A 16,036-nucleotide genomic window follows, 5' to 3' on the forward strand; every position below is an offset into this window, starting at 1 on the left:
AGGCACAGACGAGAATTGCCACAGATCGCTGAGCGGTTCGTGTCAGAGCCGTCACGCGGTGGGAGCCCGACCCTTTCACCAACCCGCATCAGCAATTGCCCGCCGAAAATGCCAGCAAAGGAATATCCATCTACTGTTACCGCGATCATCATGATTTGACCGCATCAGATTTTAGCGACAGACATTTTCATAGTGGAGCCCGGCTTCGGAAGCGCAATGACATTCGACCAGTTCAAGACCGAGATGATAGGCCTTTTGCCCCGGTTGCGCCGGTTCGCCCGCAGCTTGACGCGGTCCGGCCCGGATGCCGACGACCTGCTGCAGGACGCATGCACAACCGCGCTGCAAAGGTGGCAGCAATACGACCCGGCCCAACCGCTTGATCGTTGGATGTTCAGGGTTGTGCGGAATTTGTGGATCAGCGAAATCCGCAAGCGAAAGGTGCGCCATGGCGAGGGTCAGGTGCCTGCCGAGGAAGCTACCGAGTTGCGCGCCGAAGATACCGTGAACGAAAGAATCGCCGCTCAACAGGTGCGCGGGAAGGTAGAGGACCTGCCCCAAGATCTGTCGCAACCTTTGATGCTGGTCTGCGCGGAGGGCTACAGCTACCGCGAAGTATCGGAATTGCTGGGTATCCCGATAGGCACGGTAATGAGCCGCATCCATCGCGCGCGCAAGTTGCTTGTCTCCAGCCTGTCGGCGCCGGGGTGTGTTGCGAAATGACAGACATATCATTGAAACTCAGCGCTTATCTGGATGGTGAACTGGATGTTGCCGAAGCCGCAGCCATTGAAACCCGCCTTGCAGCGGACCCCGAGGCACAGGCCGAACTGGATGCGCTGATCAGCGCCCATGCAGCCGCGCAGGAGCAATACGACGCTGAACTCAGCCACCCGGTGCCGCTGACACTGGCTAAAAAGATTAAGGCGGCCCGGCCAACTTCAGGTCCGCGGCCCTCTCGCCCGATCTGGGGAACACTGGCGGCAAGCCTTGTTGTGTTCATGATCGGCGGCGTCGGCGGATATCTCCTCAAGGATCAGACAGCGCCGCCCCGGACGACCGGATGGCTCAGCGATATCGCGGATTACCATGGTGTTTACGCCAGCCAGACGCGTCACCTTGTCGAAGTCGGGGCAAATGAGGCCCAGCACATCGAGACATGGCTGGGAAAAACGGTTGGCGTGAGCTTCACGATTCCTGACTTGTCCGGGTTCGACCTGACGTTTGAAGGGGCGCGTCTGCTGGTTGCAAATGGAAAACCCGTCGCCCAGCTGATGTATCGCCAAGGGGATGGCACGGTGATTGCATTGTGTTTGCAGCGCAGCGGCGCGCCAACGGCTGGGGCACCGACATTCACGGATCGCACCATCAACAACTTTGATTTCGTGACGTGGAGCGCAGGCAATGCCGATTACGTCGTGATCGGACCAAGGGGGCTGCCCGGGCTGAAAGCAATGGCAAGTGAGGCATCCTTGGCGCTCTGAATATTTTTTATTTATTTTCAAATGACTAAACATTTTTTTACATTTCAGAAACACCCGCCTGGACGCCAGGAACTCTCTCAAACGATGCGGGGGCAATGGCGCGACGCGACCAAACGCGCGTCTCGGGTGGCTGCCGGTCGCTGGCGGAGCGTGCAGGTGCTGTTGACCAAGAGTGCATTGAAAGAAGGAAATTGATACGTATGAGCCATCTGCTTTTCTCCAATCCGGCGCAGATGCGCGGTCCAGCCACCTCCAAACAGATCGCATCCCTGGACCCGGAGCAGGACTACGAAGAAATCGCACGTTTTCTCTATGCATATGAGTTTTCATGGGACATCGAACGCGCCCTCGAATTCGCGTTGTTCCGAACCTACGGCATACCTGCCATCTCCGGGTTACTGGCAAAAACCGGAGAATTCGAAACCCGGCCGCGCAAACGCTATGACGACACCGAACTGATCCTCGCCGAAACCATTGAAAACGGGCTCGACAGTAGGCGGGGCAAGCGGGCAATCGCTCGGATGAACGCCATGCACAATAGGTTCAGGATCGACAATTCTGACATGCTCTATGTGTTGTCGACTTTCATCTGCGAGCCGATCCGCTGGCTCGACCGTTATGGCCGACGGCCCATGACCCCGCGGGAGCAACGCGCATGGTTTCTGTATTACCGGGGTCTCGGGGAGCGCATGGGAATCAAGGGTATCCCCATGGAGCTCGAGACCATCATGTATTGGAACGAAGCATACGAGGTCACCAACTTTCGATTTGCCGAGACGAACCGACGGATTTCGGAGGCGACCATAAGGCTGTTGTTGGGCTTTTACCTGCCCCGGTGGCTCTTTTGGGCGGGCAGGCCCGCTGTCCGCGCGCTTCTGGATCCGGCCTTGCTCGACGCCATGGGGTTGCGCCCCGTGCCAAGGTGGTTCAGTCGGGTGACGGTCGCAGCCCTGCGCATGCGCGCGGGTATTCTGCGGCTGTTGCCGCCCCGGCGGAAGCCGCGATTGCTGACGCAACGCCCTCGACCGACCTATCCGGAAGGCTACCGGATTGAAGATCTGGGCACGTTCAGGGTTATGGAGGCCGCCTCCCAAAAGTCCTGCGCCCATGATCCGCACTAAGTACGCGGGAAGGCGTGCCACGCCTTGCACCCGAAGCCTGCCCCTTGTTCTCTCAGCCAAATCGCGGTCACCGCGGTGGGCCGGGCGTCCACACACTCCAAACGGTCACCCTGCACCGAATTGGCCCGCGCATCGTCAAGACCCTTTATGACAAGGTTGCCGATGCGTGGCGATCACGACCGGTCGCTACCCGTCCCACGGCCCTCTTTGCCCGCTGCAACCTCCCGGCCACGGCTCACGGCGTGATGGCAATTTTCAGGACGCCGTCTGATTGCTCGGCGAAGAGTTCATATGCTTTTTCAATGTCATCCAGCCGGTAGCGGTGCGTCACCAGCCGTGTTGTGTCCAACCGGTTGGATGCGACGATGTTCATCAGGCGGCGCATCCGCTCCTTGCCGCCGGGGCATAGTGTTGTGCGGATCGTGTGATCGCCAAGACCCGCCGCGAAAGCATCAAGCGGTATCTGAAGATCACCGGAATAAACGCCAAGGGAGGACAAAACGCCACCGGGCCGCAACACGCGCAACGCCGCTTCGAATGTCTGTTGCAGACCCAGAGCCTCGATAGCGACATCCACACCGCGACCGTTGGTGATGCGCCGGATGGCCTCAACCGCGTCCTCCTTGTGAAAATCGACAACAACGTCCGCACCCATTTCCTGTGCGGCTTGCATCCTTTCGGGAACGGTTTCGACCGCAATGATCTGCGATGCCCCCATCAGTCGCGCGCCTCCCGTGGCGCAAAGCCCGATGGGCCCCTGTGCAAACACAGCAACGGTATCGCCGATCCGTATGTTACCTGATTCTGCGCCCGAAAACCCGGTGGACATAATGTCGGGACACATCAGCACCTGCTCATCGCTCAGATCATCCGGGATGGGCGCAAGGTTCGCCATGGCGTCCGGCACATGCAGGAACTCCGCCTGGCATCCATCAATCGTATTGCCAAAGCGCCAACCGCCGATGGCCTCATAACCATGCGGCGCCGCCCTGCCGCACTGTGCATGGTGTCCGCTCAGGCTTGCGTTGGACCAGCCGCACGGCGTTATCGCACCGACAATAACGCGCTGACCCTCCTGATATCCCGTTACTGCCGATCCCAGCTTGTCAATCACGCCGACCGGTTCGTGCCCGATAATAAGACCGGGTGCGACCGGGTATTCGCCTTTCATTATGTGGATGTCGGTACCGCAGATCGTCGTGGTGGTAATCCGGATCAGCGCATCGAGAGGCCCGATGTCCGGAATGGGCCGATCGTCAAGCGCAATGCGTCCGGGTTCCACGAATATCGTTGCTTTCATCATCTTGGACATGCGTTCACTCCTTTGGGATGGGGTCCTGCAGAAAGGACCACGAAAGAACCCGGCGGGCTTGACATCGGTCAATGTCTCCAAGGTGTTTTCCGCAGGCTTCAGCAGATGCCTGCCGCGTCGTTTGGGGGTCTTTGGCCGGGCCGCGCGGGAGTGCTCTGCACGTCCCCGCAATCACAGACCCGGTCGGCGCGCCTCGGACAGACATGGGGCGACGGCACGTGGTCGAAATGAAATTGTTGGCGTGTGGGGCAGAGTATCGTACTCTGTTTGCATTCAATTTTCGCATCGTCCCGAAGCAGATTTCTTGATGAGACCGACCGATGTATTTGACCAAGACAGAGCTTTCCGAACTGATTGCGCAACCCGACGAAGACGACGAAGCTGTGTTCGACGCCCTCGTCTCAACGATCCTCGAGAGGTCGGAGCAACCCTTCAGCGACAGCGCAAAAAAGCAGATCAGGGCGGCTCTGCTCAACCCGGAATTCGGCTACGTGGAAGACTTCAGAAATGCCCGGTTGATGGGTACCATCCTGCAGACCGCCGCAACACAGGCAGGTCGGACAAAAAAATCGACAAACGTCCTGCTTCAGCAACTCGCTCACGGCCCGATGACCGATGCTGCGGCGGATATGGGTTTAGACCTTGATCATGTGCTCAGCATCCAAGGGTCTGCATCCCGGATGATGCAGGGCGTCTCGAAGGCGGCGATGGCCAATCAGGTAGATGCCGTGACGATGGTGATCAACGCGTTTTCATCCTGGATTTCACCGCTCAGTCCCCTGGTAACCTTCACCCTGACCCTGCAAAGCGGCACCAGCGACACGCTCGTCGATCACGCCTTTCCCAACAATCGCAGTTGGAAGCGCGGCGGGAAATCCAACGCCAAGGGCGTTGCCAAGATGAAACTGAAGCCGCAGACCTATATTTTCCGCGGGATCTACAAAGGCGCGCCCAAGCCGGTGCTCGATCACACGAAAATTCCGGTATCGCACAGTAATAACAGCAACTCAGTCGCATTTTAGGCCGCGGATATGACCACCGATCCTGCCATTCTGATCGAACAACTGGGGCCGCTGCAAGGCACGTGGCTGATGATGTTGGCGATCCTCAGCCTTGCCGCTTTGCTCTTGATGACATTCGACTTTCTCGCCCCGCTTCTCGACAGGGGGGCGTCACGGTTGCTGGGGATTTTCACCGCCGTATTTTCAGCTTTGGCAATCGCCTATCTGTACTGGCAGGTTCACGAGAACCCGTTTTGGCTGGACTTGAACAGATGGGTGCTCTGGCTGTCGGGCGCGGCGATAATCGGGTTGCTGGCATACTTCATCATCGCCGGAGTGTTGAGCGTCGAAGATGCGACCGGGCGGAAAACCAATCGTGGGTTTCGGCTGGAGCCCGATTCCCGGGCGGTTCTCAACGGCACCTATACTGGTCAGGACGCGCGGCGCATATTGGAAGTGCCGCCCGCAAATGAACGCGAGTACTTTCGCTATTCCGGCAATGATGAGCGGTTTGTGTGGACGCGGGGGTCTCGTCTGGCATCCTCTTTTCTGGTGGGCGCTGCTTACGTTTTCGCAACGGGTGCGCTTATCCTTGCGATTGGCGTACAGGCCATCGCCATGTCCCGTGGGCCGGTCAAGATCACCATTGGTGACGTCGTTCAGTTTGACACCGGTGAGGCGCGTGTGACGGACACAGGCAAAGCTGTGTTGCAAACCGTCGCAGACGATATTCGCCGGTTCCGGGCCAGCCGCGTCATGATCACCGGTTACGCGGATTCGCGCGGTGACGCGGCTTCCAACCAAAGCCTGTCCGAGGCCCGTGCCAGAGCCGTTGCAGCCTTTCTGCGCGCGGCCGACACGGGTGCAACATACATCACGCGAGGCAAGGGAGAGGACACGGCAGCAGGCGCGGAGGAAGGCCTGAAAGGCGAAGCCCGTGCGTTGGCACAGGCCTGGAACCGCCGGGTTGAATTCGAAGTCCGTCCCTGACGGCCCCGCAGGCAGGCATCGCGAAACGATGGTGTGGCGTTCGTCGTCAACCGTGGTGCACCGATCAGTGAAAGGGGCGCGGTGATGTCAGTGCAGGCGCATATGCCCTGCGTGACCCCGCCGCCGAAAGCCCGCCGCTTTCACTCAACCCATACCCGACTTCGCTGCAAACCGACGCTCCAGGATCTTTCCGAACGCGCGGGCTGCATCATTGGCCGTGCTGCGCATCGGCACAAAGTAACCGAACTCGATCTTGAGGTCCTGCTCCCATGGCACCAAGGCAATCCCGTCCGACAACTCAGGATCAAGCGAAACCGGATCGGCAAAGGTAAAGCCGAGCCCGCGATGAACCAGACGGTAGGCCGCCGCCCCGACAGAGACCTCATGCGTTATGCTCAACGGTGTGTTGAGACGCTCCATTTCGCGGTCGATCAGCCGCCGTAAAACCGTCGTCTCGTCGAGTGCGATGTAGGGAACTCCCTGAAGGTCCCTGATGCCCAAAACCTCGCGGGTGGCAAGCGGATGATCGCGGGCCAGGGCAACGCAGAGCCGCGTCGCCCCCAACCTCTCGGGATCAAGATTTTCCACCGGCAATGGCAGCGCCGAGACGCACAGATCGAAACGGTGGTTCATGATGCGCCGCGCCAGATCGCGTCGCAAATGGATTTCCAGCTTGACCGGCTGTGCGGGCAGAAGCGCGGCGAACTCTCCCAAGGCAGGCAAAACCAACCCATTGGCGATGCGTGTCTGAGAAACGATGCGCAGCGGCTCGCGCAGGTCCGAGGCCATCTGATCGAAGAAGGTCGGCAACTCATCGATTTGCGCCAATATGCGCAGCGCTTCAGGGTAGAAACGTTCTGCATATGGCGTGGGGATCAGGCGTTTCTGGTCGCGCCGGAAAAGGGTGATGTCGAATTCCTGTTCCAGCAGACTCAGCTGGCGACTTGCCGCGGACTGGCTCAGATGCATCCGGTCGGCCGCACGGGCCAGGGTTCCCTCTTCCATCACATAGGCAAATATCTTAAGGGCGCGCAGGTTCATTGTTCTGATTATTCGATTTATACATCTGATAATTGCGTTTTTTCTACGACGAAATCGGAGATAGGGTCCAGAGAGTTTAGTCTCGACGCGCCAAGAGACGCGCTCAAGTCTGTGGGAGGACACCATGAAACGACGCGACTTTATCAACTCCGGGCTGTCAGCGACGGCGGTGCTCGCCGCCGCTCCGGCTTGGGCGGAATGGACACCACGGCGACCGATCAACGCCATCCTGCCATATTCCGCAGGTGGTGGCACCGATGCGCTGGCACGGGCAGCGGCCGCCGCCGCCGACGGCATTCTGCCGGTACCCCTTGTGATCGTGAACAAGCCGGGGTCATCGGGGATCACCGGGGCAACCGAGGCAGCCGCTGCCCGCCCCGATGGCAGCACCGTCATGGTCACCTCGGCGGGTTCTTTCCTGCTGACGTCCATGCTGCGCGGCACCGACGTAACCCCTTTCGACAGCTTCGAGATCATTGCACAGATCGGCAACCTGACGCCCGCCGTTATCGTGCCCGCAAACAGCCCGTTCCAATCCGTCCAGGATCTGGTTGAGGCCGCAACGGCGACCCCGGGACGCCTGAGATGGGCGCACAACGGGCGCGGCGGGTTCCACCAGGTGGCGGGTCAGAGCTTTCTCAATCGCAACGGGCTTGAGGCACAGGACGTTCCGTTCAAGGGCGGCGGGCCAACCCGCGCTGCGGTGATCGGCGAACAGGTCGATTTTGCCTTTGTCGGTATTCAGCAGGCGGCTGGGTTCGAGAATGAGTTGCGTGTTCTGGCGCTTGTCGCACCGGAGCGCGACGCAATCCGCGGTGACGTGCCAACCCTTGCGGAACTGGGCTTTGACTATGTCGCCGTATCGTCGCCCATCGTATTCTTTGCGCCGAAGGGAACAGACCCAGAGATCATCGCGGGGATGGAGGCCGCATTGAAGGCAATCACGGAGACCCAGCAATTTGCCGACCTGATGCGCGAACGCGGCAATGTGCCCGCGTTCCTCAACGGTGCGGATACCGCAGCACGCCTGCGGCAGATGCAGATCGACACACAGCCCGTGATTGACGCGCTGAAGTCGCAGGGCTGAGGCGGTGACGCCCGGGGGCTCCCCTGCGCCGCGGGCTGTGGGCATCGCGCTGATCCTGCTTGGGGTCGGCGCGGCGGCCACCAGCATGGGGATTTCGCTGGATCAATATGGTCGCTGGGGTGCGCGGGTCTTCCCCCTCGCCGGGTCACTTTCACTGATCGCAGTGGGCGCTGCCGAGCTTTGGGGGGCCCGCAAGGCAGCGCCGCTTGATCACCGCCACGTCCCCGCGATCTTCGCCCTTCTGCTGGTGTCGTTTGTCTATGTCTGGACCCTGTCGGCCTTCGGCTACCTGATCAGCACAGCGCTTGCGGCACCCGTGGTGTTGTGGATCTTCGGCGTGCGCCATCCCATGGGCCTTGGTGCGGCCGCAGTCCTGTGCCCCCTCGCCTATCACGCGATCTTCTTTGAGCTTCTGGGCGTGTTCCCGCCGCTGGGCCGCTGGTTCGACCTGCTTGACGTGCTGGGGGGGTACTGACGCGGTGGATATTTTCGCTGGCCTTGCAACCGTTCTGAGCGACCCGATCCTGCTGGGGTGGGTTTTCCTGGCCGCCGTCGTCGGGATGATCGTCGGCGCCATTCCCGGACTGACAGCATCGGCAGCCATTGCAATGCTGCTGCCCCTGACCTTCTACATGGAACCGCTGCCGGCCCTTGCCTTCCTCTATGTCATCGGCAAATCAGGGCGTTACGGTGGATCGATCGCAGCCATCCTGTTTAACACGCCCGGCACCGCAGCGTCGGCGGCCACCCAGATCGATGGCTACCCGCTGGCCCGGCAGGGTAAGGCCGGCAAGGCGATGAAAACCGCCACGCTCTCCTCTGTCATCGGAGATTTCACCGGAGAAATCCTGCTGATCTTGGGTGTGGCATGGATCGCCGCACTCGCGCTCAAGCTTGGACCACCCGAACTGTTTGCGGTTTTCTTCGCTGCCTTCATCGTGATCGGCTCGGTGATCGGCAAGTCGGTCACACGGGGGCTTGCCTCCGCCGCGCTGGGGGTGCTGGTCAATATGATTGGCCTCGACCCCATCAGCTCCACCGAGCGCTTTACCTTCGGCAGTTTCGATCTGACAAACGGGATCAGCCTTGTGCCGCTGATGATCGGGATCTTCGTGTTGGGCGAGGTCTTTGCCCAGATCGAGGCGCGCGGCACTAAGACCGCGTTGGTTCCCGATGGCGATGATGCCGCGCGCAACAGCCTCAGCTGGTCAGAATACAAACCCTGCCTGCCGCATGTGATCCGCTCGTCCTTTATCGGCGCATTCATCGGGATGCTGCCGGGCCTGGGGTCGGCCATAGCGGCCTTCGTGGCCTACGGTGAAGGCAAGCGTCGCGCTACAAATTCCAGCGATTGGGGCAAGGGCGCGCTGGAAGGCGTCGCCGCCCCGGAGGCCGCGAACAACGCGGTCAGCGGACCATCCATGGCGCCCCTGCTGACCCTTGGTATCCCCGGATCAACCATCGGCGCCATCCTCATCGGGGTCTTTCTGATCCACGGCATCCAGATCGGTCCAACTCTCTTCCTCACAAGCCGTGACCTGATCTATGCGCTCTTTGCCTGCGGGCTGATCGGAATCCTGATGTATGGGCTGATCGGTTACTATGGCGCGGCGCTGGTCGGTCGCTTCATCACGCGCATCCCGACACAAGTGCTGTATCCGATCATTTTTTTGACATCCTTTGTCGCCGCCTATACCTCGCGGGGAAATCTCTTTGATGTCTATGTCATGGTGACGGCGGGCTTTGCCGGGTGGGCCATGCGCAAGCTTGATTTCAATCCGGCCGCCTTTGTCATTTCATTCGTTCTGGCCGGCGGCGCGGAGGAGACATTTCGGCAGGCCCTGCTGCTCAGTGACAATGGCATGATGATCTTTGTCACACGTCCCATCGCCCTGCTCTTTCTGGTGATCGGCATCGCTGCGCTTGTCCTGCGCGTGCGCGGTCGGAGACGGCAGGCGCGCGATCATGCGCTGGAGGACGCCTGATGCCAGCCCCGCTTACCGGCATCCGCGTCATCGATTGGACCCATGTTCTGGCGGGACCGGCCTGCGCCTATTACCTCGGGTTGCTCGGGGCGGAGGTCATCAAGCTGGAGCGGCCCGGTCGCGGGGACGCGATGCGCCACCGTGGTGGCTCTGACCGGGATCGCGCGGGCAATGGCAGGAGTACAGCCTTCCTGACGCAGGGTGCCGGCAAAAGATCCCTGGCGCTTGACCTGTCGACAGCAGCCGGGCGTGACGTCTTTGGGCGGCTTCTGAAATCAGCTGATGTTCTTGTCGAAAACCACCGTCCGGCCACGTTGGAACGGCTGGAGGCGACCGAGGCCCGGACGCGCACCCTCAACCCCCGGCTGATCCACTGCGCCATGACCGGGTATGGCCGCAATAACGAGATGGCCAACGCCCCTGCCTATGACGTGAACATTCAGGCCATCAGCGGCCTGATGTCGCTTACCGGAACGGGTGAGACGGGGCCGACGCGCACCGGTGCCCCCGTTGTTGATTATGCCACGGCTCTGGCGGGCGCGCTGGGTGTGCTGGCCGCACTCCTGGCCCGACGCACCAGTGGCAAAGGTGCCTTTGTCGACGTCTCGATGCTGGAGACGGCCTTTGCGCTGATGGGGTCCACCGTCGCGGATTACCGCTTGACGGGTACCCGGCCAAAGCCGCGGGGCAACGCCGCCAACAGCCGCTCACCCTCCTCCGGCACCTTTGCGTGCAAAGAGGGCCACATCAGCCTTGGCGTGAATGAAGAGGCGCAGTTCCGCGCGCTTGCCGGGGCCCTGAACAAGGAAGACTGGCTGTCCGATCCGCGCTTCGCCCACGGGACTGCACGAGATCGTCACCGCGCGGCACTGGAGGCGGAACTGACCGCGATCCTGCGCAGCAAGACGGCGGCGGATTGGGAGGCCAGACTGATGACCGCGGGCGTGCCCTGTGCCCGGCTGCGCACCTTGCCTCAGGCCCTTGAGCTGCCACCCGCAGCACAGCGACACTACGCGGAGCGCGGTGCAGCGGGGTTTGCGGGATTGCCCTTTCTGCTCGATGGCGATGCCGGCAGCGCTCGAAACACTGAGCCCGGGCGCGTCGGGGCTGACACATACGACATTCTCAGTGCACTGGGATATGACGACGGCGAGATAGACGCGCTGATTGCGGCAGGCGTTGCCGAATGCCCGGGGTCACCGCACAAATGATCCACATGGGCTTGTGTTCGGTGCGTTACAAACCATTCGGAGCTGATGACTTAAACCATTTTTCACCGAAGGCACGCGGACAAGGCGGGGGCCAGACCGCGCCCGGTGTGCGCGCCGGATCATGGCACCCGGTCACGGACCGGACATATGTCTGCCAATGCGAGTGAGCACTGAAACACGTTGATGTCTTGGCCATCTGTCGCGGAAGGGGCTGCTTGCGAGGTGCCCTCTCCCCGCGAAGCAGGCTGCTGACATGAAAGCATTCTTATTCTAGGGTTGACCAGACTGATCACTTAACGGAGGCGGCGCACACCCTTGCGCACTGGGACATACTTGCCAAAAGACGCCAAAACGCCTTTTGAGAAATGGTACGATGATCTGCATTCTGTGTGTGGTCATTACGATGGGGTTCCCCACAGGCGCCAGCAGGATGTGAACGGGCGCGTCGATCTTCATCGTTTCGGTCTTCTGGATGTTGCCGATGTGTCCGGGGATGTCGCGATGATTTCGCGGGACCGGGCCGGTATTCGGCGCGACGAAAGCGAGTATATTTTCTTTGTGCTCGACGTCGCGGGCATTATGAACGTCGATCACAGGGACCGGCAAAGCGCCCTGCGACCGGGCGACAGCATCCTGCTCGACAGCACCCGGGAAGCCTCTCTGCATCTGGCGCAGTCGTCAAGTCGGCTGCTGTCGGTACATCTGCCGCGCCAGAGCTTTCTGTGCCGGCGTCGGGGCGGTCTGGAACTGGGCAAACGCCTGCCGCGGGATCATCCGCTTGCGAGCGCTCTGATCCGCCGCATAAGGCCGCTGGCAGCCGGCACTAGCGACGAGACACGCCTCATCAGCCCATCGCTGCTTTACGATACGATTCATGCCGCATTTTCAGGTGCGGGACGCGCGATCTCGGACATCGACCTGACGCATGACGCGGACAGGTTCGAGCTGATCACCGACCTGGTCGACTGTCATCTGGCTGACGAATGCCTCACGCTGGACTGGCTTGCGGCACAAGTCGGGTTATCTGCCCGACAGCTTCAACGCGTGCTGCGGGATCATGATACCAGTTTCACCACCATGGTGCGTGAAAAGCGGTACCGCTACGTGACCGAGCATCTGCAGCAGCACGCTGATCCTCATGGCCGGATAGCAGAGATCGCCTTTTGTGCGGGATTTCGGGATCTGTCGAATTTCAACCGCGGTTTCAAAGCCTTCTTCGGCATGTCCCCCCGGTCGTATCACCGCACGCGGCAAGAGGCCGCCCGGCGCATGGCGTGAAATACAAAGAACGCCTGAGTGGTTTCTGCTATCCTGACGTGTAGCCGTGATCTGCATGGAACCAGGAGGAGAACGAGGCTTGGCGGACAGATCGTTACCGCATCCGCTGCCACCCGCACGGTGGGGGGCGCACAGCAAGGTATCCGGCAATGCCAGCCAGCCATGACCACGGCACACCAGATTTTAGATCTTACGGGAGGAACATCATGAAGCACATGTACTTGGCCTTAAGCACACTCTTGATCGCGGGCGGCGTTTCCGCGCAGACGATCACAGAGGATGACATACGTCAGGCAACCAGGGGGATCGATACGCAGGCCATCATTGCCAACGCGGGCGAGACGCGGAACTGGCTCAACTACGGGCTGGATTACGCCGAAACCCGCCATTCGAAACTGGACAGCATCGACACGAGCAACGTGTCAGAGCTGGGACTGGCATGGTCGCACGACATGCAGTCGCGGCGCGGGGTAGAGGCGACGCCCATTGTCGTGGACGGTATCATGTATGTGACCGCCTCGTGGTCGGTTGTGCACGCGTTGGATGCGGTCACCGGCGAAGAGCTGTGGGTCTACGACCCGGAGGTGCCGCGCGAATACGCTCACAAGGGGTGCTGCGACGTGGTGAACCGCGGCGTGGCGCTCTATGAAGGGGCGGTGTTCGTTGGCGCCTATGACGGGATGCTGCACGCAATTGACGCGGCGACTGGCGAACGCCTGTGGGTGACCGACACGATAGAAAACCGCGAGATGTCCTATACCATTACCGGTGCTCCACGGGTGATCGATGGTCGCGTCATCATCGGCAACGGCGGTGCGGAATTCGGCGTACGCGGCTATGTCAGCGCCTATGATGCGACGTCCGGAGAGATGGACTGGCGCTGGTACGTGGTGCCCGGCGACCCTGCCAAACCCTATGAGGATGCGTCGATGGAAGCGGCCGCCGAGACGTGGGATCCATCGGCGGAATACTGGAAGGCCGGCGGCGGCGGCACGATCTGGGACGCGATGGCCTACGACCCGGACCTGAACCTGCTCTATGTCGGCACCGGCAACGGCTCGCCGTGGAACCGGCATTTGCGGTCGCCGGGCGGGGGAGATAACCTTTATCTTGCCTCGATCGTGGCGCTCGACCCGGCAACCGGAGAGTACCAGTGGCACTATCAGAATACGCCCGGTGATACGTGGGATTACACTTCGACGCAGCACATCATCCTTGCCGACCTGACCATCGACGGCGCAGAACGCAAGGTGCTGATGCAGGCGCCCAAGAACGGGTTTTTCTACGTCATCGACCGCACTAACGGCGCGTTTATCTCTGCCGAGCCCTTTGTCGAGGTGACATGGGCCACCGGGTATGACGAGAACGGCCGCCCGATCGAAGCTGAAGGCGCACGGTCCAAGACAGAACCATGGGAGACGATCCCTTCCGCCTACGGCGCGCACAACTGGCACCCGATGAGCTTCAACCCCGAAACCGGGCTGGTCTATATCCCGGCGCAGGGCGTGCCGCTGGTGCAGTCGACGGACCCCGCGTGGGAATTGAACAGCCACAAGCCGATGTCGACGATGTCAGGCGTCGGCTGGAACCTTGGCTACCTGTTCAACGCGGTGGCACCAGAGGCAACGCCTTTTGGTCATTTGTTGGCATGGGACCCCGTGGCGCAGAAGGAGGTCTGGCGGGCGGAATATGTCTCCCCCTGGAACGGTGGTACACTTACGACAGCGGGCGGGCTGGTCTTTCAGGGTACCGCCGATGGACGGTTTATGGCCTATGACGCGGCCACGGGCGAGGTGCTGTGGCAAACTCCCGTCGGATCGGGCGTTGTAGCCGCACCTGCAACCTGGGAGCACGAGGGCGAACAATATGTCACCATCGCGGTGGGCTGGGGCGGCGTCTACGGCATGATGCAGCGCGCCACGGACAAGGTGGGCCCGGGCCGGGTCTATACCTTCAAGGTGGGTGGCAAGAGCGCGCCGCCCGACACGGTGTCGACGGAGCGGCTGGAGCTGGTATCCGGTGTGCCCTATGACCCGGACCATGTGGGCGACGGGCTTGCGATATACGTGTCGAACTGCTTGTTTTGTCACGGTGTACCGGGCGTCAACAACGGTGGTGCCGTACCCAATCTGGGATATTCCGCGCCCGAAGTCCTGACAAACGCGAAAGACATCGTGCTTGACGGCGCGATGGTTCAGGGCGGCATGCCCGCTTTCGCGGATAAACTGAGCGAGGATGATCTTCAAAAGGTCATCGCCTTTGTACAGGGGACGGCTGACGCGATCCGTCCCAAGTAAGCAATGTCAGTGTCCGCACAGCCCGCACCCCGGTCAAACCCGACCTGGGGTGCGGGCTTACGTTTCTTTTGAAGATACACCTGAAGTCCCGCAAGACACCGGGCGGTCCATGAGGCTGCTGCGCGATGGTCGCGCCGACAGGATGGTACGCACACCCGCGCACATGCAGGCATCACGCCCCACCCCGTGCCCTCATCGACGAGAATCGCCGGAATAGGTATCCGGGTGCCCTTGCCGGCAAGCCGGGCCACGCCAAAGGCCATTGCGCCCCGATCTGTTTGCAACCGGCAAGTAGTACCCCATGAACGCCAAAGGATTTTGGGGCGGCGCACCGCCAAAAGTGCCTGTACCTGCCGCTTGCCCGATATTAAAGCTTGCAATAATTCCAAAATATCTCATCATTCGAGAAAGTGTCTCACTAAATGAGAGATTTCCAATAGGATGCATCTCGAACGTCTGATAGGTCTTCTGGAAGTCGTTGCCGTGGCGGGGCGACCCGTTTCCGTTACAGAAGTGCAAAAAGCGACACGCCTGCCCAAGCCGACATGCTACCGGCTGATCCAGTCACTGGCGGAGCAGAAGCTTCTTGACCAGCCGTCCGACGACGGCAAATTCGTCATCGGCGAACGCCTGATCCGGGTCGCGCTTCTGGGGAAATCCGACGTCGATGTGCGGCGCTGCGCGGCGCCGCTTTTGAAGGCGGCGGCCATCAGCTTCAACGAGACCGTTTTTCTGGCCCGCCTGCGCGACAGCGTGGTCGAGATTATCCATGTGGAGACCCCCGATGATCCGGCGCGGGCGTTCATTCATCCCGGTCTGGGGGTGCGTCCGATGCATGCCTGTTCCTGTTCCAAGGCAATCGCCGCGTTTGCAGAACCCGCGTTTCAGGATGCCATTCTGTCAAGCGGTATGAAACAATACACGGAACACACGAAGGTCACGACGGACGACCTGCGGGCCGAATTCGCGTCAATCGTGGCGCGCGGGTATGCGGACTGCGATCAGGAAATCGACCTTGGCATTGCCAGCGTGGCGGCACCGATTGCGATCGGAAACATCGGTGCCACGTTCAGTGTCGGCGCTGTCGGGCCCATACGCCGGTTCACCAAGGAAAACCGCGGGCGGATCGGTCAGAAGCTGACTGGCCTGTCCACCAAAATCAGCGGTGCCATTCAGCTTTGCAACGTAGCGGAGGTGTAACTGAACTGCTGAAATCCATGACCCTCAAA

The 16,036-nt window shown here is 60.8% G+C and carries 14 protein-coding genes; 12 read left to right on the plus strand and 2 right to left on the minus strand.

The window, feature by feature from the left end; genetic code table 11:
- Positions 1 to 216: 216 nt before the first annotated feature.
- From KX928_RS15430 to KX928_RS15440, 3 genes are all read left to right on the plus strand, one after another.
- On the plus strand, positions 217 to 723 hold the full coding sequence (locus KX928_RS15430) for an RNA polymerase sigma factor (RefSeq protein ID WP_219504442.1): 507 nt from the start codon (positions 217 to 219) through the stop codon (positions 721 to 723).
- The gene (locus KX928_RS15435; RefSeq protein WP_219504443.1) at positions 720 to 1,484 is read left to right on the plus strand and encodes an anti-sigma factor family protein; all 765 of its coding nucleotides are present in this window, start codon (positions 720 to 722) and stop codon (positions 1,482 to 1,484) included. The genes KX928_RS15430 and KX928_RS15435 overlap by 4 nt, the downstream gene beginning before the upstream one ends.
- A 200-nt stretch (positions 1,485 to 1,684) precedes the next feature.
- Positions 1,685 to 2,605 (plus strand): oxygenase MpaB family protein, encoded by a 921-nt coding sequence (locus KX928_RS15440; RefSeq protein WP_257883831.1) that lies wholly within the window; start codon positions 1,685 to 1,687, stop codon positions 2,603 to 2,605.
- 235 nt (positions 2,606 to 2,840) lie between these two features.
- Here the strand turns inward: KX928_RS15440 and KX928_RS15445 are convergent, their stop codons facing one another.
- On the minus strand, positions 2,841 to 3,917 hold the full coding sequence (locus KX928_RS15445) for an NAD(P)-dependent alcohol dehydrogenase (RefSeq protein ID WP_219504445.1): 1,077 nt from the start codon (positions 3,915 to 3,917) through the stop codon (positions 2,841 to 2,843).
- 320 nt (positions 3,918 to 4,237) lie between these two features.
- Between KX928_RS15445 and KX928_RS15450 the strand changes: the two genes are divergently transcribed.
- Both KX928_RS15450 and KX928_RS15455 read left to right on the plus strand, forming a co-directional pair.
- Entirely contained in the window at positions 4,238 to 4,939 is a 702-nt protein-coding gene (locus tag KX928_RS15450; protein ID WP_219504447.1) for a hypothetical protein, read from the plus strand.
- Between the two features lie 9 nt (positions 4,940 to 4,948).
- The gene (locus KX928_RS15455) at positions 4,949 to 5,908 is read left to right on the plus strand and encodes an OmpA family protein (RefSeq protein WP_219504449.1); all 960 of its coding nucleotides are present in this window, start codon (positions 4,949 to 4,951) and stop codon (positions 5,906 to 5,908) included.
- Positions 5,909 to 6,052: 144 nt separating this feature from the next.
- On the opposite strand, the gene KX928_RS15460 is transcribed toward KX928_RS15455, so the two are convergent.
- Positions 6,053 to 6,949 carry a LysR family transcriptional regulator gene (locus KX928_RS15460; RefSeq protein WP_219504450.1) on the minus strand — a complete coding sequence of 299 codons (897 nt, stop codon included), beginning with the start codon at positions 6,947 to 6,949 and terminating at the stop codon, positions 6,053 to 6,055.
- 124 nt (positions 6,950 to 7,073) lie between these two features.
- Here KX928_RS15460 and KX928_RS15465 point away from each other — a divergent pair, with 124 nt between their 5' ends.
- The 7 genes from KX928_RS15465 (at position 7,074) to KX928_RS15495 (ending at position 16,007) form a co-directional block, all read left to right on the plus strand.
- Positions 7,074 to 8,036 carry a tripartite tricarboxylate transporter substrate binding protein gene (locus KX928_RS15465; protein WP_219504452.1) on the plus strand — a complete coding sequence of 321 codons (963 nt, stop codon included), beginning with the start codon at positions 7,074 to 7,076 and terminating at the stop codon, positions 8,034 to 8,036.
- Between the two features lie 4 nt (positions 8,037 to 8,040).
- Positions 8,041 to 8,511, plus strand: coding sequence for a tripartite tricarboxylate transporter TctB family protein (locus KX928_RS15470; RefSeq protein WP_219504454.1), 471 nt, complete (start codon positions 8,041 to 8,043; stop codon positions 8,509 to 8,511).
- A 4-nt stretch (positions 8,512 to 8,515) separates the two neighbouring features.
- Positions 8,516 to 10,021 (plus strand): tripartite tricarboxylate transporter permease, encoded by a 1,506-nt coding sequence (locus KX928_RS15475; protein WP_219504456.1) that lies wholly within the window; start codon positions 8,516 to 8,518, stop codon positions 10,019 to 10,021.
- Positions 10,021 to 11,232: a CaiB/BaiF CoA transferase family protein gene (locus KX928_RS15480; protein ID WP_219504458.1), complete on the plus strand. Its 1,212-nt coding sequence runs from the start codon at positions 10,021 to 10,023 to the stop codon at positions 11,230 to 11,232. The genes KX928_RS15475 and KX928_RS15480 overlap by 1 nt, the downstream gene beginning before the upstream one ends.
- 333 nt (positions 11,233 to 11,565) lie before the next feature.
- The gene (locus KX928_RS15485; RefSeq protein ID WP_219504459.1) at positions 11,566 to 12,510 is read left to right on the plus strand and encodes a helix-turn-helix domain-containing protein; all 945 of its coding nucleotides are present in this window, start codon (positions 11,566 to 11,568) and stop codon (positions 12,508 to 12,510) included.
- 206 nt (positions 12,511 to 12,716) lie between these two features.
- Positions 12,717 to 14,807, plus strand: a complete 2,091-nt coding sequence (locus KX928_RS15490; RefSeq protein ID WP_219504460.1) for a PQQ-dependent dehydrogenase, methanol/ethanol family — start codon at positions 12,717 to 12,719, stop codon at positions 14,805 to 14,807.
- A 441-nt stretch (positions 14,808 to 15,248) separates the two neighbouring features.
- Positions 15,249 to 16,007, plus strand: coding sequence for an IclR family transcriptional regulator (locus tag KX928_RS15495; protein WP_219504461.1), 759 nt, complete (start codon positions 15,249 to 15,251; stop codon positions 16,005 to 16,007).
- Positions 16,008 to 16,036 lie beyond the last annotated feature (29 nt).

This window comes from Roseobacter insulae, from assembly GCF_019375555.1.
Classification (GTDB): Bacteria; Pseudomonadota; Alphaproteobacteria; order Rhodobacterales; family Rhodobacteraceae; genus Roseobacter; species Roseobacter insulae.